The organism is Oceanisphaera sp. W20_SRM_FM3 (assembly GCF_052119705.1).
Classification (GTDB): domain Bacteria; phylum Pseudomonadota; class Gammaproteobacteria; order Enterobacterales; family Aeromonadaceae; genus Oceanimonas.
Genome location: NZ_JBGQOP010000002.1, coordinates 146,257 through 167,769 on the forward strand (window position 1 = coordinate 146,257; position 21,513 = coordinate 167,769).

The 21,513-nt window shown below is 49.6% G+C and carries 19 protein-coding genes, 1 pseudogene and 1 riboswitch; of the genes and pseudogenes, 15 read left to right on the top strand and 5 right to left on the bottom strand.

Annotated elements, in window-relative coordinates:
* Window positions 1–270 precede the first annotated feature (270 nt).
* From yedE to ACEN2G_RS02020, 4 genes and pseudogenes are all read left to right on the top strand, one after another.
* Window positions 271–1,509, top strand: a pseudogene (gene yedE, locus ACEN2G_RS02005) (selenium metabolism membrane protein YedE/FdhT); the annotation flags it as partial.
* Complete coding sequence (gene yedF / locus ACEN2G_RS02010) at window positions 1,499–1,738, top strand: sulfurtransferase-like selenium metabolism protein YedF (protein ID WP_442019790.1); 240 nt, start codon at window positions 1,499–1,501, stop codon at window positions 1,736–1,738. The pseudogene yedE and the gene yedF, both read left to right, overlap by 11 nt.
* Window positions 1,739–2,342: 604 nt before the next feature.
* The gene (locus ACEN2G_RS02015) at window positions 2,343–2,717 is read left to right on the top strand and encodes a DUF805 domain-containing protein (protein ID WP_442019791.1); all 375 of its coding nucleotides are present in this window, start codon (window positions 2,343–2,345) and stop codon (window positions 2,715–2,717) included.
* 90 nt (window positions 2,718–2,807) lie between these two features.
* Complete coding sequence (locus ACEN2G_RS02020) at window positions 2,808–3,215, top strand: lysozyme inhibitor LprI family protein (RefSeq protein ID WP_442019792.1); 408 nt, start codon at window positions 2,808–2,810, stop codon at window positions 3,213–3,215.
* A gap of 160 nt (window positions 3,216–3,375) precedes the next feature.
* Here ACEN2G_RS02020 and ACEN2G_RS02025 read toward each other — a convergent pair whose 3' ends face one another.
* Window positions 3,376–6,348, bottom strand: a complete 2,973-nt coding sequence (locus ACEN2G_RS02025; RefSeq protein WP_442019793.1) for a sensor domain-containing phosphodiesterase — start codon at window positions 6,346–6,348, stop codon at window positions 3,376–3,378.
* Window positions 6,349–6,582: 234 nt separating this feature from the next.
* Here ACEN2G_RS02025 and ACEN2G_RS02030 point away from each other — a divergent pair, with 234 nt between their 5' ends.
* Both ACEN2G_RS02030 and ACEN2G_RS02035 read left to right on the top strand, forming a co-directional pair.
* A complete protein-coding gene (locus tag ACEN2G_RS02030; RefSeq protein WP_442019794.1) occupies window positions 6,583–7,017 on the top strand; it encodes a YeeE/YedE family protein in 435 nt (144 codons plus the stop codon).
* A 20-nt stretch (window positions 7,018–7,037) separates the two neighbouring features.
* The gene (locus ACEN2G_RS02035; protein ID WP_442019795.1) at window positions 7,038–7,469 is read left to right on the top strand and encodes a DUF6691 family protein; all 432 of its coding nucleotides are present in this window, start codon (window positions 7,038–7,040) and stop codon (window positions 7,467–7,469) included.
* A 224-nt stretch (window positions 7,470–7,693) separates the two neighbouring features.
* Here the strand turns inward: ACEN2G_RS02035 and bcp are convergent, their stop codons facing one another.
* Entirely contained in the window at window positions 7,694–8,161 is a 468-nt protein-coding gene (gene bcp, locus ACEN2G_RS02040; protein WP_442019796.1) for a thioredoxin-dependent thiol peroxidase, read from the bottom strand.
* Between the two features lie 508 nt (window positions 8,162–8,669).
* Between bcp and bamC the strand changes: the two genes are divergently transcribed.
* Window positions 8,670–9,683: an outer membrane protein assembly factor BamC gene (bamC, locus tag ACEN2G_RS02045; RefSeq protein WP_442019797.1), complete on the top strand. Its 1,014-nt coding sequence runs from the start codon at window positions 8,670–8,672 to the stop codon at window positions 9,681–9,683.
* A 307-nt stretch (window positions 9,684–9,990) separates the two neighbouring features.
* Window positions 9,991–12,405: a DNA polymerase II gene (locus ACEN2G_RS02050; protein WP_442019798.1), complete on the top strand. Its 2,415-nt coding sequence runs from the start codon at window positions 9,991–9,993 to the stop codon at window positions 12,403–12,405.
* 96 nt (window positions 12,406–12,501) lie between these two features.
* Here the strand turns inward: ACEN2G_RS02050 and ACEN2G_RS02055 are convergent, their stop codons facing one another.
* The 3 genes from ACEN2G_RS02055 to ACEN2G_RS02065 all read right to left on the bottom strand — a co-directional run bounded on the left by ACEN2G_RS02055 (window position 12,502) and on the right by ACEN2G_RS02065 (window position 15,488).
* Window positions 12,502–12,873 (bottom strand): MGMT family protein, encoded by a 372-nt coding sequence (locus ACEN2G_RS02055; RefSeq protein WP_442019799.1) that lies wholly within the window; start codon window positions 12,871–12,873, stop codon window positions 12,502–12,504.
* Between the two features lie 10 nt (window positions 12,874–12,883).
* Entirely contained in the window at window positions 12,884–14,437 is a 1,554-nt protein-coding gene (locus ACEN2G_RS02060) for a methyl-accepting chemotaxis protein (RefSeq protein WP_442019896.1), read from the bottom strand.
* A gap of 232 nt (window positions 14,438–14,669) precedes the next feature.
* The gene (locus tag ACEN2G_RS02065) at window positions 14,670–15,488 is read right to left on the bottom strand and encodes a DUF1853 family protein (protein WP_442019800.1); all 819 of its coding nucleotides are present in this window, start codon (window positions 15,486–15,488) and stop codon (window positions 14,670–14,672) included.
* Window positions 15,489–15,584: 96 nt separating this feature from the next.
* Here ACEN2G_RS02065 and ACEN2G_RS02070 point away from each other — a divergent pair, with 96 nt between their 5' ends.
* From ACEN2G_RS02070 to moaD, 7 genes are all read left to right on the top strand, one after another.
* Window positions 15,585–16,343, top strand: coding sequence for a Nif3-like dinuclear metal center hexameric protein (locus ACEN2G_RS02070; protein WP_442019801.1), 759 nt, complete (start codon window positions 15,585–15,587; stop codon window positions 16,341–16,343).
* 352 nt (window positions 16,344–16,695) lie between these two features.
* Window positions 16,696–18,078 carry a sigma-54-dependent transcriptional regulator gene (locus tag ACEN2G_RS02075; RefSeq protein ID WP_442019802.1) on the top strand — a complete coding sequence of 461 codons (1,383 nt, stop codon included), beginning with the start codon at window positions 16,696–16,698 and terminating at the stop codon, window positions 18,076–18,078.
* Complete coding sequence (locus tag ACEN2G_RS02080; RefSeq protein WP_442019803.1) at window positions 18,068–18,448, top strand: Hpt domain-containing protein; 381 nt, start codon at window positions 18,068–18,070, stop codon at window positions 18,446–18,448. The genes ACEN2G_RS02075 and ACEN2G_RS02080 overlap by 11 nt, the downstream gene beginning before the upstream one ends.
* A gap of 358 nt (window positions 18,449–18,806) precedes the next feature.
* Window positions 18,807–18,958: riboswitch (molybdenum cofactor riboswitch) on the top strand.
* Entirely contained in the window at window positions 18,947–19,927 is a 981-nt protein-coding gene (gene moaA / locus ACEN2G_RS02085) for a GTP 3',8-cyclase MoaA (RefSeq protein WP_442019804.1), read from the top strand. It overlaps the preceding riboswitch by 12 nt.
* 333 nt (window positions 19,928–20,260) lie before the next feature.
* Complete coding sequence (gene moaB, locus ACEN2G_RS02090; protein WP_442019805.1) at window positions 20,261–20,770, top strand: molybdenum cofactor biosynthesis protein B; 510 nt, start codon at window positions 20,261–20,263, stop codon at window positions 20,768–20,770.
* An 11-nt stretch (window positions 20,771–20,781) separates the two neighbouring features.
* Window positions 20,782–21,267 (top strand): cyclic pyranopterin monophosphate synthase MoaC, encoded by a 486-nt coding sequence (gene moaC / locus ACEN2G_RS02095; protein WP_442019806.1) that lies wholly within the window; start codon window positions 20,782–20,784, stop codon window positions 21,265–21,267.
* Window positions 21,264–21,512 (top strand): molybdopterin synthase sulfur carrier subunit, encoded by a 249-nt coding sequence (gene moaD / locus ACEN2G_RS02100; protein WP_442019807.1) that lies wholly within the window; start codon window positions 21,264–21,266, stop codon window positions 21,510–21,512. The genes moaC and moaD overlap by 4 nt, the downstream gene beginning before the upstream one ends.
* Window position 21,513 lies beyond the last annotated feature (1 nt).

The following is a 21,513-nucleotide window of genomic DNA, read 5'->3' on the forward strand; positions in this document are numbered from 1 at the left end:
TTGGCTGTGCTTATCCCGTTGTGCATTCTTAAAGTGGTATTAATGACGCAGCTTCAACGCGGCCTCTTGAGAGAATAGGGCCGCAGTTATAATAGCGAAAAACTAACAAAAGCGGGCTATTCGTTTTGCTCTATTTCAGCCTGTTTTTTAGCCTTTAATGTAGTATTAATATTTTTGTTGTATGGTGCTGAACGGCTATTAGCGTTTTATAATGCTGATGTCTTCTTAATATTCGCAGTTTAATGATATTATCGTCGCCGTTTTTCCTCACCTAAGTCTTACCATGAGAAGCAACCATTAATGAAAACCCTGATCCAACCACTCTTCCAGCGTCACTGGAATCCTTATCTCGTGCTGTTTATGGCCGGTTTACTCAGCGCCTTGTACTTCGGCCTTACGTCCACTGTATGGGCCGTGACCGGTGAGTTCACGCGTCTTGGCGGCGATGTGTTACTGCTGCTCGGCGTCGATGTTTCCGATTGGCAATATTTCGGCATGGTGAAATTACAAGGCTCAACATGGAGCCGACCCGATGGCTGGATTGTGTGGGGCATGTTTATCGGTGCGCTGATCATGGTGCTACTGAGCAATAGTTTTAAAATTCGCCTGCCACAGCAAAAGCGCCGTTATGTGCAAGGGCTGCTTGGCGGCATTATTGCCGGCTTTGGTGCGCGTTTAGCGCTGGGCTGCAACTTGGCGGCGTTTTTCACCGGTGTACCGCAATTCTCACTGCACTCGTGGATTTTTATTGTCGCGACCGGCATAGGTACTTTTTTTGGTGCCAAACTGACCAAAACGCGTTGGTGGAAAGGCCGCCCCTCGTTAACGCGCGGGGCGGCACAGCCCTCTCAAGTTAACACGCGGATTATCCAACCTTATATAGGTGGAGTTATCGCCATTGCCTACCTAGGTTTGATGGTTTACTTCTTTGCTTCTGGGCAAAAACTGCTCGGGTTGGGTGCGCTGTTTGGTTTGGCGTTTGGCATCTTGATTGAACGCGGGCAAATCTGCTTTACTGCCGCCTTTCGCGATCTGTTTTTGGTGGGTCGCAGCTTAATGGCCAAGGCGATTATTGTCGGCATGGCAGTTAGCTCTGTGCTCACCTTCATCGTTATTGCTGTTTACGGCTTAACACCGATCACCCAAATTGCGGCACTCAGCACACTGGTGGGCGGCGCCTTGTTTGGCTTTGGCATTGTGATGGCATCAGGTTGCGAAACCGGCATGATGTATCGACTAATGGAAGGGCAGGTGCTGTTCTTACCTGTGTTCATTGGCAATATTATTGGCGCTACTTTTCTGGCTTATGCTTGGGATCATCTTGGCGTTTATGATGTGTTGGTGAGTAATGGTGCCAAAATTAACTTGATGAATACCATAGGTCCCGTTGGTGCCATTCTCGCCACGCTATTCATGTTAGGCGGACTGTATGCGTTAACTGTGTATAGAGAGCGCAGCTATCATCGCAATTTGGAATTGAAAAGAGGTACTGAACAATATGCAAACTAACAAAGAAGCAGATTTCACACTGGATTTGCGCGGTGAGTCTTGTCCTTATCCCGTTATCTATACCCTAGAAGCACTGGCAGACATGAACAAAGGCGAGCTGTTACAGGTGATCACCGATTGCCCTGGCTCTTTTCGTAATGTACCTGAAGAAGCGCTGGCTCACGGCTATACCTTTGCCCAAGAGCCAGTGAAAAACGGCCAAGAATATCTTTTTTATATTTATGCTTAAAATTTACGCATAACTGTTTACGGATAACTGTTTACACATAGCTGTATAGCCGCAAAGAATGACTATGAAGCCGCTTCTTTCATGCCAAGAGGTGGCTTTCGACAACCATCAGTATTAAGCCGTCAGTTAAAGAATTAGCGCTAACGTCGAGTTGGCTTTAGAGATTGATGACTAATAATGATGTTGTAAAAAATATGGCCATATTTTTTAGCAGCAGCTGTGCTTGGTAAGAAATACGCCCTGCATTTCATTTATGAACTCTCTAAGCAGAATATTCTGCACATTTCAATATTTCAATATTTCATTGTGCACAGCTTTCTTTAGAATTCTTATCGAGCCGCGCTTTTACTGCGATGCTAATCCTGTGGTTATGGATTTTTCACTCTGATTTTTTAGATAAACAGCTTCTAGTGGTAAAGTGGTTGTCGGGAACCATAATAATTTAAAAATTTTAAATGTACGAAATACTTGAATGTATGCGATCTAATGCGTATATATGTCTCGCATATAAAGGTGCGGGTTAATCCGAGTATAGGATAACGTTAGATGGCATATACCCCGGCGCTATCTAAAAAATAATGGGGCTATATAGAAAGGAAAAAACATGAATTGGTATCTTGATGTATTGAAAAACTACGCCACATTTGGTGGTCGCGCGCGCAGAAAAGAATACTGGATGTTCATTTTATTTAATATCATCATCAGTATAGTTCTTGGTTTTATCGATGGTCTTATCGGTACGTACAACATAGAATCGGGTTTTGGTTTACTCAGTGGACTTTACTCATTAGCGATTTTGATCCCGAGCTTAGCCGTATCTATACGTAGACTGCATGATACCGATCGCAGTGGTTGGTGGTTGCTAATTGGATTCATTCCTTTGATTGGTGCTATTGTGCTGTTGGTGTTTATGCTGTTAGACAGCACTCCTGAGCAAAATAAGTTCGGTGCTAACCCCAAAGAAAGTTTCGCTTACTAAATTTTATTCAGCGGGTAGCGTTCAGTTGCTACCCGTTTTTTCATGCGCGCTGTGTAGTTATTTTTCTCTCATTAATTAAAGAGCCAATATATGACATTAAATAATTCGGTTATCAAATCCTTGTGTGTATCAGCACTCTTGTTACCTTTTACTCACGCATTTGCCGAGTCTAGTATCTCTGCCCATTATCAAACGTGCATGGATGCGGTAGATTTTGGTAGTTTTAAAAACTCCCAATGGGCAGCGTGCGCCGAACAAGAATTGCAGCGTCAAGATGTCATCTTAAATGCTGAATACAATAAATTAAGAAAAACGCTTTCTGCCGAGCAAAAGCAGTCGTTAACTACCGCGCAAAAATCTTGGCTAACGTTCAGAGAAAATTGGTGTAAGTTCGAAGAGGTGGGCCCAGGTGCACCCGGCGGTATCGCGAGCTATGGTTTTTGTATGGTTGAGTTAACAGATAAACAGATTGAGGCCATTAAAGGCTTTCAATTCTAAAGGTGCCCGCTACTAACGGGGGATTCGAGATTTATGTTGCAGGCTTCTGGCATGCTCACCATCAGTAAGGCAAGGGCGCTTAATTAGACAGCTCTTGCTCGTTACCGTTAGAGGAAAACAAATACAGGGCTAATGCGCCCTGTATTTTACTGACGCCGTTTTATTGCTTTTCGCTTTGTTTCTCGTTTTGCTTCAGCCAAGTAATCAAGTTGTCTTCAGACATGGGGCGGGCGCGTAAGTAACCTTGATAAGTATCGCAGTTAAGCTCGGCCAAGGCGGCCAGCTGTGCAGGTGTTTCTACGCCTTCGGCGACCACCACCATGTTTAAAGTGCGGGCTAACTCCAGTAGGCAGGTAATAATGGCTTTGTCTTGTGGGCGTTCGGCCACGTACTGAATAAAGGCGCGATCTAATTTAAGTTCATCTACTGGTAATTCTCGTAAATACGCGAACGAGGAATAACCGGTGCCAAAATCATCAATCGAGATATTCACGCCCAGCGATTTAATGCGCGCCATGCGACTGCGGCTCTCGGGCAAGTTTTCTAAAAAAACGCCCTCGGTGACTTCCAACGTTAAATGATGGCGACAGCTGGGATATTGGTGCATAAGCAGCGACAGCTGAGAAATAAAGTCTGGGCTATTAAAGTGTCGGGCACTGATATTAACGGACAAGCGCTCGGGGCGATTGGCTAAGGCTTGCCAAGCGTCAAAACGTACGCAGGCTTGCTGTAAGACCCAGCTGCCAATATCGCAAATTAATGAGGTTTCTTCGGCAATGGGAATAAACACAGAGGGCGGTATTGGCAGCCGACCTTCGGGTAACCAGCGCAATAATACTTCGACGCCAGATAGCTGATTATCCACGACCCGCTGCTGCGGTTGAAAATACAGCTCCAGCTCGTTGTTGATCAGTGCTTGCTGTAACGCATTAGCCAGCGCCAAGCGTTCTTGAATTTCATCGGCCATTTCTTGGCTAAAAAATACATGGCTACCCGGTGCCACTTGCTTGGCGATATGATTGGCGGTGTCTGCTTGGCGCAAGTATTCCTCTAAACCCAGCCCCGCTACCGGAAATAAGCTGATGCCAATACTGGTGCTCACATGCAAACGTAGGCTTTCAAACTGAAACGGCAGTAAAAACTGCTCGCCTAAACTGTGCGCCAATTGCTCGGCGCGCGTTTTAGCTTGGGTGTAGCCATGGCCTAACCGGGGGCAAAGCAGCACAAACTCATCGCTGCCAATGCGCGCTAAGCTAACACCGTCAATTCGTGCGCTAAATTGCCTTAAACGCTCGGCCACCTGAATTAATAAACTGTCGCCAATGCGATAACCGAGCGAGTCATTAATGCTTTTAAAACCATCCAAATCGAGCAGTAATAAGGCGCCGCGGCTGGATTCTTCTTCTGCTTGCGCTATGGTGTGGCTGATGTGGTCAACCATATAATGACGATTGTGCAAACCGGTGAGCTTATCGAAATAGGCCATGGTTTCTATACGTTGCTGAGTCAGCTTTTGCTCGGATAAATCCTCTACATCACACACATAATGCACAACGCCAAGTTTATCTTTCACCTGTGACATACGCAGTGCTACGGGTACTGTTTGACCGTCGGCTCGCGTGAGCTGTTGCTCGCCGTACCAGGTCTGGTGCTGCTCTAAGCTGTGCGTAATGGTGTCTATACCGGCGTGAAAAGGGGTGTCGGTGCGCAAGCTTAAGGCCGAGCGGCCCAGTAAATTATTACATAAATAGCCACTGAGTTTTATAAACGCTTGATTGGCGCGCTGAATATGCAGCTCGCTGTCGGTAATAAATTGGCCTTGTTGGGCATCAAATGCCACCGCCGCTACCATGAGTGTTTCTTGATCGCGCCGGCGTAATAATTCCGCGGCCACTCGGTATTCTAACTGCTCTAATACGGATTGCAGCTGGCTGGACGCAGGTAAGGCTTGTTTAAAAAATAAGGCTAATTTACCTACCGTATTGTGATCCGAGTCTTTGACTGACAGCCCCACATAGGCCTGAATGTTGTGTTTTTTCAGTAGGGGCGCATGCGGGAAGATAGCGGTTACATTTTGGTGATAGATAACAACGTTTTGTGTTTGATTCGCATTTTCTTGGCAGGGAGTGCCCGCCAAGGTTGAGCTAAAGGGCGGCTGCAGTTCGCCATTGATGGCACAAGACACCACCCGCACTTTTTCTTGAGAGGCAGAGATCAAGCCCACCATCGCAATATCTGCCTGAAACATGCGGCTTAATTGCAACATCAATTGATTAAAAAAATCTTGCCCGGTGTGGCGTAATAAAATGGGCGCAAGCTCTGCTAACTGCTGGTCTAGGGTGCTTGATAGCTCAGGTTTAACCGGCTGGCTGATAAGCTCGGCGAGTTGCGCGGCTAGGCTGGCCACAAACTGCATATCTGAGGGAGTGACCGCCGCGCGCGGGCGGGCGTATTCTAAGCTCAGTACGCCGATTAATCTTCTCTCCAGCAGCAGCGGCACATCGAGGCGATGCACTATGCCGTCGGTTGCTAAGTAATTGAAGGCACTCAGCAGCGGCTGTTCGGCACAGTGGCTGTAACTCAAGGCGCCTCTTTGTTGCAAGGTGCGCAAATAATGGCGCTCGGCCTTTACGGGCTGAAAATTAAAGGTCATGCCTTGGCTATAGAGCGGGCGCAGCACTTCGTCATCATGATAGTGGCGCCACAAGATCACCCGATCCGCATGTTGCTCATCCAACAAGCTATCCATTAACTCCGGCATGCTAAACCCCGGGCGTTGCGGGTCTTGCCACTGCTGGGCTAATTGCCACTCGGTCAGGCCCAGTTGGTCGCATTGCTGATGGGCGGCCATATCGGCACTGAGCAACCAGTGATGGTTGTCCACTGGGGCTAAATGGCAGATCCAGCGCCGCTCCTTAATGGTGAGCGCTAAGCGGGTGGCGGCGCCGGTGGCGCACACTTGCTCAAGTTGGCGTCTATCGTTTTCAGACAACTGACTTAACAGTGACTGTGTTGCATCGGGTAGGTGTAATGGATCGCTAGGTTCTGCTGTTAATGGCGTCAGATAAAACTGTGCGTCTAAACGGAAAAAACAGAGCTGATGCAACGGACGATATAATGCAGGTAACTGCATATTATGGCGATTCCTTGTGAGTTCGCACAGCTTAAGGCGAGATATGCGGCGATATGAGTTAACAGGCTGCGCCATTGTAAGTAATACGCCTTAAGTTGGCCATGCTGAGCGTGTAATAAGTACAAATAACTCAAATAGTTAAACAAACAGGCTAGCTTGGCTCCATAAATAAGATGTTGCTAATGTATGGGTGGCTAGTATGATTAGGATCATCTAATTTAGTGAGGTGTATTTATGACGATTATCAATTTCACGCCTTGGTCTGCTTTATTGGGCGGAGTCAGCATTGGGCTGGGCGCCTTATTGCTGTTACTGGGTGCGGGAAAAGTGGCTGGTATCAGCGGCATTATTGCGGGCTTAGGTCGTGCAAACAGGGATCAGCACGCCGATAAGAGCTGGCGCTTGGCTTTTTTACTGGGGTTGGTATTGGTACCGACAGTTTTGTTTGCTAGCCAACAAATTGCCGTGCCCAATTTGGCGGAGTTTTCGGTCATTAAGTTGGTATTAGCCGGCTTGTTGGTGGGCATAGGTACGCGCCTTGGCAATGGCTGCACCAGTGGTCATGGTATTTGTGGTATGGGGCGTTTTTCTAGGCGCTCTCTCGTCGCGACCTTAGTGTTTATGGCGGCTGGCATGGTGACGGTGACCTTGCTTGGTCCAGGGGCATGAAAAAGAGGGAGGTTAGCGCCATGAAGACGAAGAACACAGCTTTGTTATTGATATCCTTAGTAGCGGGCGCCTTATTTGGGCTAGGCATAGCCGTATCCGGCATGATAAATCCGGCTAAGGTGCAGGGGTTTTTAAATATCACCGGCAACTGGGATCCCAGCCTTGCCTTGGTGATGGGCGGTGCGCTTGGTGTGTTTGCCACCGGTTATGGGTGGTGGACGCGCACAGGCCGTGTGCAGTGTGCCATAGGCTGCGACTTGCCTAAGGTGCCAGCGCCAATAATTGATAAGCGCTTAATCATAGGTGCAGCCACGTTTGGCGTGGGCTGGGGCTTGGTGGGCATTTGTCCTGGGCCGGCCATCGGCTTGCTCGGCAGTTTGCAGTGGCAGGCGGGCGTGTTTGTGCTCGCCATGCTGGCTGGATTTTGGTTGGTGGGGAAGTTCAGCAAGTAGCGCCAAGCTCCAAGCTAAGAAAATATAAGTGCTGTTTTTGCCACGGAATACACGGAATTACACAGAAAAAAGCAACAACAGATAATGCTTATATGGTAAGAGCTTACCGTTAATCATTGTTACTTGGTTACTGTTTTTTCGTCCGTGTTGTTCCGTGTATTCCGTGGCGAGAGAGTCTTTAGTTACTGGTTTTAGCTTGGCGCCTGGTGCTAGGCGCTCGGTGCTTATTTTTCAGTTAAATAATTCAATACTACTTCGTGGTGGTCTTTGGTTTTAAACTTGTCGAACACGTGTGCCACTGTGCCAGACTCATCAATCAAGAAACTAATGCGGTGAATACCGTCGTACTCTTTACCCATAAACTTCTTGAGTCCCCATACACCAAAGGCGTCGGCCACGGCGTGGTCTTCGTCAGAAAGTAGCATGAAGTTTAGCGCCTCTTTTTCTTCAAATTTCTTTAGGCGCGCCACCGGATCAGGGCTAATGCCCAACACGACAGTATTAAGTGCGGCCAGCTCAGCTTGGCTATCGCGAAGGCTGCAGGCTTGCACTTTACAGCCTGGGGTCATGGCTTTAGGATAAAAATAAACCAAGACTTTTTGACCACTAAAGTCACTTAAGCTCACGGCCCGACCATTTTGGTCGTGTAGGGTAAAGGCGGGGGCAGGGCTGCCAGCAGGTAAATAAGTCATGATATTTATCCAATTGATGAGAAAGAGATGAGGTTGATCCTAGCATAAATTGCGTTGGTCTCCAGCGGCTCTCTTGTATTCATCCCTTGCCACCACTACCATAACCCCTCATTTTAGCCTTACTGTTTAAGCTGGCCACAGACCTGCGCTATTTAAGGTGCTAGCCCCGATTGCTATGGCTCACTCTGTAGTCATGGTTTTATAGCATTGTTTAATGGCATGGTTTCTTAGCGTGATTTTTTGAGTGCAGTTTTCTGGATAAGGTAAAGTGTTAGGCGCTGGATGAAGCTTGCGTTTATCATGGCCGCTTATCGTAAGACTCAGTACGCCAAGCACATAAGCTGAGTTAAACAAGATCAAGCATAACGAATAACCGCGTTTACCTTTGCCTAAATGGGAAATGTCTAACCGAGAAATGGATTTAAGCAAGTTGCCCCTGAACAATCAGGGTGTTAACCGGCAACGTAAGCGTTAATTAAAGCGGAGTGAATAGGGCGTGGACAAACTTTTGAATACAAACAAGATGATAATCAGCCTGCTGGCCGTCAGTGTGTTGGCTGGCTGTAGTAATCCCGAAAAGCGTGCGCAGGCGAATCGGGGGTTTGAATATGAAGATGCCAGCCTCAGAACCGCGGCGCTTATGATTCCCGCAGGGCTAGAAGCCCCCACGTTTAACAATGACTATGTGATCCCCAAAGCCAGCGCCCTCGAAAGTCAGGGTGTGACGGGCAAGGACGTAGACGTGCGTCCTCCGACTCAGGTGCTGCCCTTAGTGCGCGGCTCGCAAATACTCGAAAGCGGTACTGGGTTGTGGTTTTATCAACAGCGCCTAGATCAGCCCTTACAGCAAGAGCTCAACACGGCGCTGGCTGCTTTCTTTAAGGATAAAAAAGCCGATGCCAGTGAAACCGCCTTGGGTTGGAGCACGAATGGCAACCCCATTGGTAGCCCTAAACAACGCTTTAACTGGCAGCTGAGCGCCGATGAGGTACGTCGCGCGGTTTCGCTGCAGGTGACCCTAGTCGAGTCTGATGCGGCATCGAAGCAAAAGCCAGTGCTCGCTCAAACCAAGCAAAGAGACGAAGCCAGCATGATCAACGCCTTCTCGTTGGCCTATCAGCGTGAGCTTACCAAGCAGCAAGAACTGCTCGACAGAAGCCCGATCCAGTTAACGCTAGAGTCTACCCAAGGCCGTTTGTTAGTGAGTGAAGGCTATGACCGTAGCTGGAAACGCCTAGTGACCTTATTGCCGAAATTGGGCTTTGAACTCACCAATCGCCAGCAAGCCTTGGGCTATGTGGACGTTGAGTTTGACGGCATGAGAAAGGGCAAGTGGGAAGACTTAAAATTGCCTGCTTTAGATATTCCTGAGCAAGCCTACCGCGTGCAACTGGGTGACTTAGGCAGCCAAAGCAGCATTACTTTTAGTGATAAGAATAAAGTGCCGGTATCGAACGAGGTATTACGTAAATTGAGTAATACCTTAGTGCCCGCCTTTGAGCGCACCGACTTACTGCGTTAATGCGTTAATGCGTTAATGCGCTAATATGGCCAAGTACTCTGCACACAGCCCCGTTTTTCGGGGCTGTGTTGTTTGTGCGCTTAGCGCAATGTTGAATGCTTAATTTTTAATGTAGGCCAGAGCAGATCTCATCGCAGTCACATGGCTACTACTCGTGTTATTTTTTGTAGGCACCCGTCTCTTCGTTGAAGAGGACTTCGCCACTGTGTTGGGTTGGGCTCACCATTTACCAGTCATCATTCACCAATAAAAACTCAACCTTGTCTTTCAAGGCTCGGCGCTGGCCTGAATTTGGTACAATCCCGCTATGACCAATATAGAACAGGGCTTCCTGTTAACCCGCCACAGCCGCGATCGCCATGGTCGCAGTGAGATTATCTATTGGCTGAGCACCAATAAGGGGCCGGTGCGCCTGCAATTGTCTGGCGAGCGGCCGTTATTGATGGTGCCCATTAGTCAGCGTGCGCAGGCCGAGCACAACTTAACTCAGGCCAAATTAGTCTATCAGTGGGCGGAGCCGGGTTTGCAAACCCTAGAACTGGCCTCCGTGGCTGTGCTCTATTTTACCTGCATTGCCCAACACAAATCTGCCGCCGAAGCCTTGCGCGCAGCCGGCGTGAGTGTGTTTGAAGATGATATTCGCCTGCATGAGCGCTTCTTACTGAGCCGCTTTATTCGCGGCGGCGTGGCCTTTGTGGGTAAAGAACAAATTGGACACAGACAAATCAACCCAGCACCGAGCTTTCGCCACTTTACGCAAGCGCGTTTAAAACCCAGTGACTATGAGCCGCAATTTCGGGTGCTGTCTTTAGACATTGAATGCTCGGGCCAAGGTGAGCTGTATTCGATTGGCCTGTTTGGCGAAAATCTAGCCAGTGGTGGCTTAGGTGGTAACAACTTACATGAAGATAAGCTGGCGCGGGTATTGATGATAGGGCAGCCCGAGCCTGCAGAGACCGATATTCAGTGGCTGGCCAATGAAGCGGCGTTACTCACAGCACTCGAGCACACCTTAAGCCAATACGATCCAGACATCATTATCGGTTGGAACGTGGTGGGCTTTGATTTTAAGTTATTGCTACGTCGCGCCGCCTTGCACGGGCTGACGTTGCGTTTGGGGCGCGGCGGTGAGCCGGCTTTTATGCGCGAGTCGAGCTTTACCGGCCAAACCTTTATTAGCTTGGCGGGCCGGGTGGTGATAGACGGCATAGATGCATTAAAAACTGCCTGTTATCAGTTTGACAGTTTCAGCCTAGAAAACGTAGCACAACAGCTATTAGGGCGTGGCAAGCACACCGAAGACGTAGCCAATCGCTTAGCCACTATTACCCGCGATTTCTGGCAAAATAAGCCTAAACTGGCCGCCTATAACTTAGAAGATTGTCGCTTGGTGTGGGATATTTTCACCCGCACCCGCTTGCTGGATTTTCTGCGGTTACGCAGTCAACTCACGGGGCTGGAGCTGGATCGCATTGGTGGCTCTGTGGCGGCCTTTACGCAGGTATATTTACCGCATTTGCATCGTGCCGGCTACGTGGCGCCCAATTTGCCTGCCGGTGGTGACTTAGCCAGCCCAGGTGGCTATGTAATGGACTCACGACCAGGTTTGTATCGCCATGTCTTGGTCTTGGATTTTAAAAGCCTGTATCCGGCCATTATTCGCACCTTTCATATCGACCCGTTGGGTTTGGTGCTGGGGCTTCAAGAAGTGGATGCCATTCCGGGGTTTAGGGGCGCGCAATTTTCTCGCCACCAGCATTTTTTGCCGGCCATTATCAAACACTTATGGCAGGAGCGAGATCAAGCTAAACGCGACCAAGATCAAGCGCGTTCCCAAGCCATTAAGATCTTAATGAACTCCTTTTATGGCGTGCTGGGCTCGGGAGGTTGTCGTTTTTACGATACCCGTTTGGCCTCGTCCATTACCTTGCGTGGCCATGAAATCATGCAGCAAAGTGCCCGCTGGATAGGCGAGCAGGGGCACGAGGTGATTTACGGCGACACCGACTCCTTATTTGTGTTGCTTAAAGGTGAGCAAGACGAGCACAGCGGCAGTGCAGAAGGGCAACGCTTAGCCGCGCTGCTTACTCAGCAATGGCAACAAAAGTTAGCCACAGAGTTGCAATTAGACAGCCAACTAGAGCTGCAATTTGAGTGTTACTTTGCGCGCTTTTTAATGCCGACCATTCGCGGCCAAGAGCAAGGCTCAAAAAAGCGCTACGCCGGATTAAGCTGCCATAACGGAAACCACCAGCTGGTATTTAAAGGGCTAGAAACCGTGCGCTCCGACTGGACACAGCTGGCTAAGTATTTTCAAATGGAGCTATATCGGTTGGTGTTTAACGATGAGGATCCCAGCGATTTCGTGCGCACCACCTTGGAGAAAACCTTAAGCGGCGAGTTTGATGCGGATTTAGTGTATCGCAAGCGGCTGCGCAGGCCGCTGGCGCAATACGTGAAATCGCAACCCCCACAAGTGCGTGCCGCCCGCCAAGCCGACGAGCATAACGCTCGCCTCGGATTGCCGCTGCGCTATCAAAATAAAGGCATAATTTGTTATCTGATGACGGTGAATGGCCCAGAGCCCCAAGAATATGTGCAATCCGCCTTGGATTATCAGCATTACGTGGATAAGCAACTTAAGCCCGTGGCCGAGGCCATCTTGCCTTTTATCGGCTTAAATTTTGATGCCATCAGCGGCCAGCAGTTGGGGTTGTTTTAGGATTGGTAAAGAGTGAGGTAATGGGTAAAGAGCTAAACCGCGAGTCATCAGGCTCGCTCGCTACACCTCACGCCTCCCCCTTCACTCCTTACATAATTAAAAATCAAACAGCATCAGCATTTCGCCAAGATCGGGCCGCCATTGAAATTCGCGCATGTTAACGCACTGGCCACTAATGGCATTGCCTCTAAAGCTAATGCCTTCAGCCAGTAGCAACTGTCTTTGCTCAAGCCAAGCGGGGCTGCCTTTGGGTAAACTGATGCGGCCATTGGCACCCACCACGCGGTGCCAAGGCTGCTCAGTCATTTCTAATGTGCGCAATGTATGGCCCACTAAGCGGGCGCGGCCGGGCAAACCGGCTAAGTCGGCCAGTTGGCCGTACGTCACCACGCGACCATAGGGGACCAAAGCCAACAGCTTAAGGATCTTGGCTTGGCTTGCAGTGACCTGACTTGCAGTGACGGCCATAAATGGTGGCTTAGGAGAAAGTCCGAGTTAAGTCATTCAGCCCTTGGGAGCGGTTGAGCAGCTCTTTACTGGAGTCTTCAACCTGCGTTATTTTGCTTAAGTTAGCTGAAGAGGTGGTCGAAATCTGGTGTACGTTCTCACCGATTTCTTCCGCTACTTGTTGCTGCTGCTCGGCGGCGGACGATATTTCTACCGTAATGGCCACGATTTGATCTATTTCACCCAACACGCAGCTTAAGCTATTACTGCCGGCCTCGGCCGCCGCCACGCACTCTTGGCTGTGCGCCATATTGGTGTCCATCATCACATGCCACTTGGCCAGCGTTTGCTGAATGTGATTGATACTGGTTTGAATTTGTTCGGTGGCACCATGGGTACGCGTAGACAGCGCGCGTACTTCTTCGGCCACCACCGCAAAGCCACGACCATGCTCACCGGCGCGCGCCGCTTCAATGGCGGCATTTAAGGCTAACAAGTTGGTTTGATCGGCAATGCCCTGTATCTCACCCATTAAGGTACCAATGCGATTAGACTCTTCGGTTAATGCCAAGGTGGCAGCGGCGGCTTGTTTCGCTTCATCGGCCAAACCGACGATGCGCACTCGAGTTTGCTCAAGTTGCTCTTGCGTTAACTGGCATTGATGTTGAGCTTCTTCGGCATTGCTGGCCGCTTGCTGACTATTGCGTGTGATCTCATGGGCGGTAGCGGACATTTCAGTAATAGCCGCGGCAATTTGCTGGGTGTCACTGTCTTGCTGGCTTAAATCTTGGCGCGCCCCCGTCATGGCTGCGAGCATAGAGCTGGCCAGCCCTTTGAGGGAGCCGGTGGCATCATCCACGCGGCCCAAAATGGTGCGGGTGCGAGCTTGCCACATCTTTAAGTGATAATCGGCAATGGCATGGGGCGCATCACCGGAATACACCAAGCGCGAGATGCTGTCGTATTCCTTGGTTAAGTCATTTAAAAATTGACGAGTGCCTAACAATGACTTGCGATAGCAAACCGCCAGCCAAGCCATTGGCAATAAGCTCCAACCAAGGGTGCTCAGGTCGCCCATAGTGCCAATCACCGCCAACAAGGCCAGCAATCCCACCAGCGGCAAGCCAGATTTAACGGCGGCCAGCATGGGAGATGCGCTGCGTTTTTGTTGCTCTTGTTTAAGGAGTTGTCGATAGGCTTGGCTGGCAATGTCGCGCGTCTTGTCATTCAGCTTGGTGCGCACCGATTGATAACCGATAATTTTACCGCCTTCATAAATGGGCGTCACATACGCATCTACCCAATAATAGCGGCCGTCTTTACAACGGTTTTTTACGGCCCCGCGCCACGGGCGGCCAGCTTTGGCGTGCACCCATAAATCATGAAACGCGGCCTTGGGCATATCGGGATGGCGAATAATATTATGGTTCTTGCCCAGTAACTCTTCGGGTAAATATCCGGCAACTCGGCAAAAGATGTCATTGGTATAGGTGATCACACCACGTAAATCAGTGGTCGATACCAATTGCTCTTGGCTACTGTAGGTGACTTCTTCGTTTACTGTATGCTCATTACGTCTGTTCATAAGTTGCCGCTCTGCCATTAATGCCATTAATATCCTCCGATTATATCGACATTGAGATAATAAACTTGAATAAGTTCCTGTTTTATCTGATAGGCGTGCTGTCGGTGGGGGTAGCTGCACAACCGCTAATTAAAACGCGCTAAAAATAAGCAAGTTATTGTAAATTAAGGTCAATAATATTGATTTTTAACATTGCTGATGCCATCAAAGCGCCGCAGGCATTAAATTAAACTTAATTTTTAGCCTGGGTACTGGCTAGCCAGTCTTCATCTACTTGTATGTACCAGTTACCCTGCGAGTCGATAAAGTTTTGTCGGCGATCGTGACTGGCTCGGCTGCCTGTCATCCAACCCAGTTTGTGCTGAGGGCTAAAGTCACTACTGGGTGGCGCCGTGCCCCATTGGCCGCGCTCGCCACTGTTAGAGATAAAGTGCTGAGCGTGGGGCGGATAATAAAGACGGCCTTTTAGGATCAAACGCTTGTGCTGAGGCAATAAACCCAGTGCGGTCAGTTTGAGTGCTACCTGGGGATGATTACCCAACATCAGCTGGCCGTTAAGCATATGTTGGTGTTTACGCCGCAGTTTGTCGCGAGTGTTAATGCCAAAGGCATGATCGAAGGCATCTTCTTGCTGGCTGATCAGATAGAATTTAACGGCTAATTCCCAGTGCTCGACACGTTGGCTTTGTTGATCCCAAACTAAAAAATCGAAGGCGCCCACTGTGGTACCATCTACCACCTGTTGCCAGTTATGGGCCAACACTTGAAAGCGTGGGCTGTCGAGTAAGAAAAAATGCCACAAGGCTTCAAAATATAAACCGAGCCGCCGCTGGGGCGCACAATGTAAGTGCAGCACTTCAGGGTTTTGGTCGAGCGCCAATAATCGGGGCTGGTAGTCATTAAGTAGCCCTTGATACCAAGCATCACTGGGGGCGAGTGTGGAATCACGCACAGTGCCGGACAATAAATTAGGACTGGCCAAGGCCCAAGCCAAGTCACGAACGGTCGCGTCTGTGAGCTGCGCAAGTAAAGAAGATAAAGCAGTACTCATTTATGGGAACCTTTTGTTTTACAATGTATTTCTATTTTGCAGCAAACATGCGCGAGTAAGAAATCACAACTAATAATTAAGCACATTGGGGGCAATATGAATAATTTAGAACTTGAGCAGCACCTAAATGCTTTGCTCAACGTACAGGCTATCAAGGATTATTGCCCTAATGGCCTGCAAGTGGAAGGCAAAGCCGAGATCCACACCGTTATCACGGGGGTCACCGCCAGCCAAGCGCTGATTGACCACGCCATTGCCGCCAACGCCGATGCCATACTGGTGCACCACGGTTATTTTTGGAAAGGTGAGAATGAGCAGGTGCGCGGCATGAAACGCCGACGCCTCAAAGCTTTGCTTAGCCATGATATTAATTTGTATGCCTATCACTTGCCGCTCGATGTTGCGCCTGTGTTGGGTAACAACGCTCAGTTGGCGGCGCTGTTGGGCATTAATCAGCTGCGGCCACTGGAAGTGGGTAATGCACAGTCAATCCCCATGTGGGGCGAGTTGAGCGAGCCGCTGACCGGCCTGCAGCTGAGTGCGCGCTTAAGCGAGCAATTAGGTAGCACCATAGTGCAAGTTAGCGACACCGGCCCTGAGTTTATCCGCCGAGTGGGGCTGTGCACAGGTGGCGGCCAAGGTTATATAGAGTTAGCGGCACAGCAGGGTATGGATGCTTTTATTAGCGGCGAAATCTCTGAGCAAACCGTGCACGTGGCCCGTGAATATGGGGTGCACTTTTTTGCCGCCGGCCACCATGCGACCGAGCGCTATGGCGTGAAGGCGTTGGGTGAGTGGCTGGCAAGCAACCATGGTTTAGCGGTCGAATTTATTGATATCGACAGCCCTGCTTAAGGCCCTTGGCTGCCTGATTTGGTGTACTAGCAAAGACAAAAAAAACCAGAGTCACAAGTACTCTGGCTTCGCAGCAGCCACAAGGCTAAACAGTTGTCGTTACTAACACACTTACAGGAAAAATATAAACCAGCAGGAAAAATCTAAACCAGCAGCAAAAACCTAAACCAAGAAAAAGGCATAACCCAGTGCAAAGCTTAATATCACAGATAGGCAGTGCAGATGATTACATAGGTAACAAATGAGTCACATACTGTGTTGGTGTGATGTTAACACTGGGTTAATTTACTGCAAGCATTTTTTCGTATCTGTTTAAAAATAGCAGTCGAATAGTTAAAAGTGAGAAATCAAGATGGGTGATGAAAGGCTAAATGTTTTACTGGTAGAGGATACGGCGTCATTGGCTGCGCTTTACCAAGCCTATCTGCAAGATGAACCGCTGTCGTTGACGGTAGTGAATAATGGCCAAGCGGCCATTGAGCACATACAGCAACATGCGCCTGATATTTTATTGTTGGATTTGATCCTGCCCGATATGCCGGGCATGGACATATTACAGTGGCTGCATCGTGAAAAATTAAACATCACTACCATAGTGATCACCGCCCACGGCTCAGTGGATGTGGCGGTAGAAGCGATGCGTTTTGGTGCCCATGACTTTATTAATAAACCGATAGAAATTGAACGGCTTAAAGTCACCTTGCATAACACCATGAAGTTTCGCCAACTCAACCAACTGCTCGACAGCTATCGTCATGATATTGAAGGCGAACCGTTTCAGGGCTTCATTGGTGCCAGCTTGCCGATGCAAAAAGTCTATCGTTTGATTGAGAATGCCGCACCCAGTAGCGCCACGGTATTCATTACCGGTGAAAGTGGTACCGGTAAAGAAGTGTGTGCCGAAGCGCTGCATCAGCGTAGTGGCCGACAAGACGGGCCTTTTATTGCACTAAATTGCGCGGCTATTCCCAAAGACTTGATGGAAAGCGAGCTGTTTGGTCATATCAAAGGTGCCTTTACCGGCGCGCTGCAAGACCGAGATGGTGCCGTGATCCGCGCCAATGGCGGTACCTTGTTCATGGATGAAATTTGCGAAATGGACTTGGAGCTGCAAAGTAAGTTATTGCGCTTCTTGCAATCAGGTCAAATTCAGCCGGTGGGTAGCTCGCAACAAATTCAGGTGGATGTACGCATTATTTGTGCCACCAACCGTGATCCCCTAGTGGAAGTAGAGCAAGGCCGCTTTCGTGAGGACTTATATTATCGCTTGCACGTGATCCCGATCGATTTGCCGCCACTGCGTGAGCGCGGCGGCGATGTGCTCAGCATAGCTACCGCCTTAGTGCGCCAAGCGGCTCGCGAAGAGGGTAAGTCGTTTGTGGGCTTATCGGAAGCCACCAAAGACAGATTGCAGGGCTATCACTGGCCGGGCAACGTGCGCCAATTACAAAACGTGATCCGTAATGCGGTGGTGTTGCATCAAGGGGAATGGATAGAGCTGGACATGTTACCGGCGCCACTAGACAGACCCACGGCGCAAGCCATTTCTGGCGAATGGTTAGCACAAGATACCTTGCCAGCACCCATAGTGCCGCTGGCGGTATTAGAGCGTAAGGCGATAGAAAGAGCGATTAGTCACTGCCAAGGAAACGTGTCACGAGCGGCGGCGCTGTTGGAAGTCAGCCCTTCGACTATTTATCGCAAATTACAAAGCTGGGATGAGCATGATGCTTAATTGGCAAAGTTTACAACACCAATTACCGCTTCTGGATGACGAGCAGGTAAGCCGCATGGAGCAGGAGCTGAGCAAGCCGGTTATGGCGCGCTTGTTGGCGCTGTTTTTAGAGGATGGCCAAACCCAAGGTGAGGCTTTACGTCAGGCGTTTATCGAGCAAAATGCGCAGCAGATGGCACTCTTGTGCCACAGCCTGACCTCGGCGTGCGGCAGTTATGGTGCGCTGCGCTGCCAGTATTTAAGTGAAAAGCTGGAGCAGACTTGTAAGCAGGGCGATACGGCATTAATCGCCGCGCAATATACGGCTTGGCAAGCGGCGCTGGATGAAACCTTATTGTTGGTTGCCGATAGCATAAATGAGACGCGTTAGTAATTACGCGTAAAAAAATGGCCAACCCAAGCAGGTTGGCCGAACTTCAGCATAAGCTGAAGAGAGCACGGGATAAAAAACAACTGCCTTAACATATGAAATATTCATGCCAACTTGCGAAAGCCCGTGTCTATTGAGTATTACGCTTTTTTGATAGTGCAGAGCCATTGCATAACGCAAAAAAAACCGCGTTTTAAGAGGCGGTTTGCTTTAGCTGCTGCTTATTGATTCTTGGTTGCTTTGTGTATTTTAATGCTCAGCAAGCGAGCCAGATCCCATAATGACGAAGGCGCTTATGTTTATCTTGATCTAAAGCTAACATTGTCTTTAAGGTGAGAGTGTAAGCTTGCTTAAGTAAGCCGTATCAAAACTCCGAGTCTGAACCGCCTACGTTGCCTACGTGAAAGAAACAGGCAATAAGGTGGCCAGACCGCTCAGCCAAGTGCTGTAAGGGTAGGGGGAGAAATGCCCCGGCCTCCCATATTGGAAAGGTGTTTTATGTTGGAATTAGAAGATGCGTTCGCGCGTAAGTTTCAGTATCTGCGACTGTCGGTCACGGATGTCTGTAACTTTAAGTGTCAATATTGCCTGCCTGACGGTTATCAACCCGAGGGCCGAAAGTCCTTTCTTACCGTGGCGGAAATCGCCCGTTTGACCCGAGCCTTTGCCAGTATGGGCACCAGTAAGGTGCGGCTCACCGGCGGCGAGCCCTCACTGCGTAAAGATTTTACCCAGATCATCGAAACCGTGGCCAATACTCCAGGTATTGAAAAAGTCGCCATGACCACTAACGGTTATCGCATGGCCAAGTTAGCCCATGAGTGGCGCCAAGCCGGCTTGACCGCCATCAACGTCAGTGTGGACAGCCTAGATCCGCGCATGTTTCACCAAATCACCGGGCAAAACCGTTTTCATGAGGTAATGGCCGGCATAGATGCGGCCTTAACGGCAGGTTTTTCACAAGTAAAAGTGAATGCCGTCTTGATGCGTGGCCTTAACGATAATGATTTGGAGCAATTCTTAAGCTGGATTAAACACAATCCCATCCAATTGCGCTTTATTGAGTTAATGAAAACCGGTGAAATGGACGAGTTGTTCGATCGCCATCATGTGCGCGGTGCGCTCATTAAAACGCAGCTGCTCCACCTTGGCTGGCAGCAAAAGATGCGAGCTTTTAACGATGGCCCCGCCGAGGTGTTTTATCACCCCGATTATCAAGGGGAAATCGGCCTGATTATGCCCTATGCCAAAGACTTTTGTGCCAGCTGCAATCGCTTGCGCGTGTCTTCACTTGGCAAGCTGCATTTGTGCTTATTTGGTGATTACGGCGTGGATCTGCGCGACTTGCTGACAGACGACAGCCAGATTGGCAGCTTGCAACAGCGCTTGAGTGATGCCTTAGTCGATAAAAAAGCCACCCATTTTTTGCATGAAGGCCACAGCGGCATGACGCCAAATTTAGCGTCGATTGGCGGGTAAGCGCTTCGAGCAATGTTGAATGGTTAATTTTTAATGTTGAATGAAGAGCGCTGTAGCCGCGCGTCTCTTTGGTAAAGAGGACTTCGGCGGGCCAGCGTAGCAGGATGAGTTTAGAGGTTTACGCCTGCGGCGTAATGCGAGAACAAGTGTTCGCCTACAAAAGCCGATAGATCCTACAGCCGTCAATTTATTCGGTGGTCCTGCGCAGCAGGATGTTTTAGCCCAACATTCAGACTAAGACCACAAAGCGGCGAATGGGGTAGCTGTGCAGTTCAATTCTTACCGCCAGCGCTCGGCGCCGTACGTAAATAATAATAAATAAGTGAGGATGTAATGAGTCATGCCGCCTTGGCTTTTGTGCCATTAAAGATTGCCGTGTTGACCGTATCGGATACCCGAGATGAAAGTACCGATACTTCGGGTCAGTATTTAGTAAAGGCCATTACTGACGCCGGTCATCAGTTGGCCGAGAAAGTCATTCTTAAAGACGATAAGTATCAAATGCGTGCCTTAGTTTCCCGCTGGATAGCCAGTAACGAGGTGCAAGTGGTGCTTATTACCGGTGGCACCGGCTTTACCGGCCGAGACACTACGCCTGAGGCGATAGCGCCGCTATTTGACAGCTCCATAGATGGTTTTGGTGAATTGTTTCGCCACCTCACTTATCAAGAGCTCGGCACCTCCACAGTGCAAAGCCGCGCGGTGGGCGGCTTGGCGAATCACACGGCGATTTTTTGTTTACCTGGCTCGACAGGTGCGTGCCGTACCGGCTGGACCGGCATCTTGGCCGAGCAGTTGGACGCTCGTCATAAGCCTTGCAACTTTGTGCAGCATCTAGTGTGAGCGAGTCAATTATGAGCGAAAACACCACTCAATTAACGCACATTAATGCCTCAGGTGAGGCCAACATGGTGGACGTGAGTGACAAAGCCGTGACCGTGCGTGAAGCCCGTGCCGAGGCGTGGGTATTGATGAATGAGTCCACTTTGGCATTGATCGTCACGGGTCAACATCATAAGGGCGACGTATTTGCCACCGCGCGCATTGCCGGCATTATGGCAGCCAAAAAAACCGCCGAGCTGATCCCGCTATGTCATCCGCTGGCGCTGTCTAAGGTGGAAGTACAACTCACCCCCAATGCAGCGCAGGGCGGCGTACACATTCAAAGTTATTGTAAATTAGCCGGTCAAACCGGCGTCGAGATGGAAGCGCTTACCGCAGCCTCCGTTGCGGCCTTAACTATTTATGACATGTGCAAGGCGGTGCAAAAAGACATGGTGATTGACGGCGTGCGTTTGCTAGAAAAGCGCGGCGGTAAGTCAGGAGACTTTAACGCATGAGTATTCAAGTGCTGTTTTTTGCCAAAATTCGCGAGCAAGTCGGCCAAGCGCAGCTCACCCTGCCCGCCGACTTTGCCACCGTAGAGGCACTGCGCCAACATTTAACGGCCCAAGGTGAGCCATGGGCCAGCGCCTTAGCCACCCATAAGCTGTTAGTGGGGGTGAATCACACCATAGTTCCGCTTGGCACCGCTATTAAAGCCGGAGATGAAGTCGCCTTCTTCCCGCCCGTGACCGGGGGCTAAC

What these genes read in the sequence shown, in the direction of transcription:
- ACEN2G_RS02075 (WP_442019802.1), top strand. Translation starts at nt 16,696, where the DNA reads ATGGGTGATGAAAGGCTAAATGTTTTACTGGTAGAGGATACGGCGTCA.
- ACEN2G_RS02020 (WP_442019792.1), top strand. Translation starts at nt 2,808, where the DNA reads ATGACATTAAATAATTCGGTTATCAAATCCTTGTGTGTATCAGCACTC.
- yedF (WP_442019790.1), top strand. Translation starts at nt 1,499, where the DNA reads ATGCAAACTAACAAAGAAGCAGATTTCACACTGGATTTGCGCGGTGAG.
- moaA (WP_442019804.1), top strand. Translation starts at nt 18,947, where the DNA reads ATGTTGGAATTAGAAGATGCGTTCGCGCGTAAGTTTCAGTATCTGCGA.
- ACEN2G_RS02070 (WP_442019801.1), top strand. Translation starts at nt 15,585, where the DNA reads ATGAATAATTTAGAACTTGAGCAGCACCTAAATGCTTTGCTCAACGTA.
- ACEN2G_RS02060 (WP_442019896.1), bottom strand. Translation starts at nt 14,437, where the DNA reads ATGAACAGACGTAATGAGCATACAGTAAACGAAGAAGTCACCTACAGT.
- moaD (WP_442019807.1), top strand. Translation starts at nt 21,264, where the DNA reads ATGAGTATTCAAGTGCTGTTTTTTGCCAAAATTCGCGAGCAAGTCGGC.
- ACEN2G_RS02080 (WP_442019803.1), top strand. Translation starts at nt 18,068, where the DNA reads ATGATGCTTAATTGGCAAAGTTTACAACACCAATTACCGCTTCTGGAT.
- ACEN2G_RS02015 (WP_442019791.1), top strand. Translation starts at nt 2,343, where the DNA reads ATGAATTGGTATCTTGATGTATTGAAAAACTACGCCACATTTGGTGGT.
- ACEN2G_RS02025 (WP_442019793.1), bottom strand. Translation starts at nt 6,348, where the DNA reads ATGCAGTTACCTGCATTATATCGTCCGTTGCATCAGCTCTGTTTTTTC.
- ACEN2G_RS02050 (WP_442019798.1), top strand. Translation starts at nt 9,991, where the DNA reads ATGACCAATATAGAACAGGGCTTCCTGTTAACCCGCCACAGCCGCGAT.
- ACEN2G_RS02055 (WP_442019799.1), bottom strand. Translation starts at nt 12,873, where the DNA reads ATGGCCGTCACTGCAAGTCAGGTCACTGCAAGCCAAGCCAAGATCCTT.
- ACEN2G_RS02030 (WP_442019794.1), top strand. Translation starts at nt 6,583, where the DNA reads ATGACGATTATCAATTTCACGCCTTGGTCTGCTTTATTGGGCGGAGTC.
- bcp (WP_442019796.1), bottom strand. Translation starts at nt 8,161, where the DNA reads ATGACTTATTTACCTGCTGGCAGCCCTGCCCCCGCCTTTACCCTACAC.
- moaC (WP_442019806.1), top strand. Translation starts at nt 20,782, where the DNA reads ATGAGCGAAAACACCACTCAATTAACGCACATTAATGCCTCAGGTGAG.
- ACEN2G_RS02035 (WP_442019795.1), top strand. Translation starts at nt 7,038, where the DNA reads ATGAAGACGAAGAACACAGCTTTGTTATTGATATCCTTAGTAGCGGGC.
- moaB (WP_442019805.1), top strand. Translation starts at nt 20,261, where the DNA reads ATGAGTCATGCCGCCTTGGCTTTTGTGCCATTAAAGATTGCCGTGTTG.
- ACEN2G_RS02065 (WP_442019800.1), bottom strand. Translation starts at nt 15,488, where the DNA reads ATGAGTACTGCTTTATCTTCTTTACTTGCGCAGCTCACAGACGCGACC.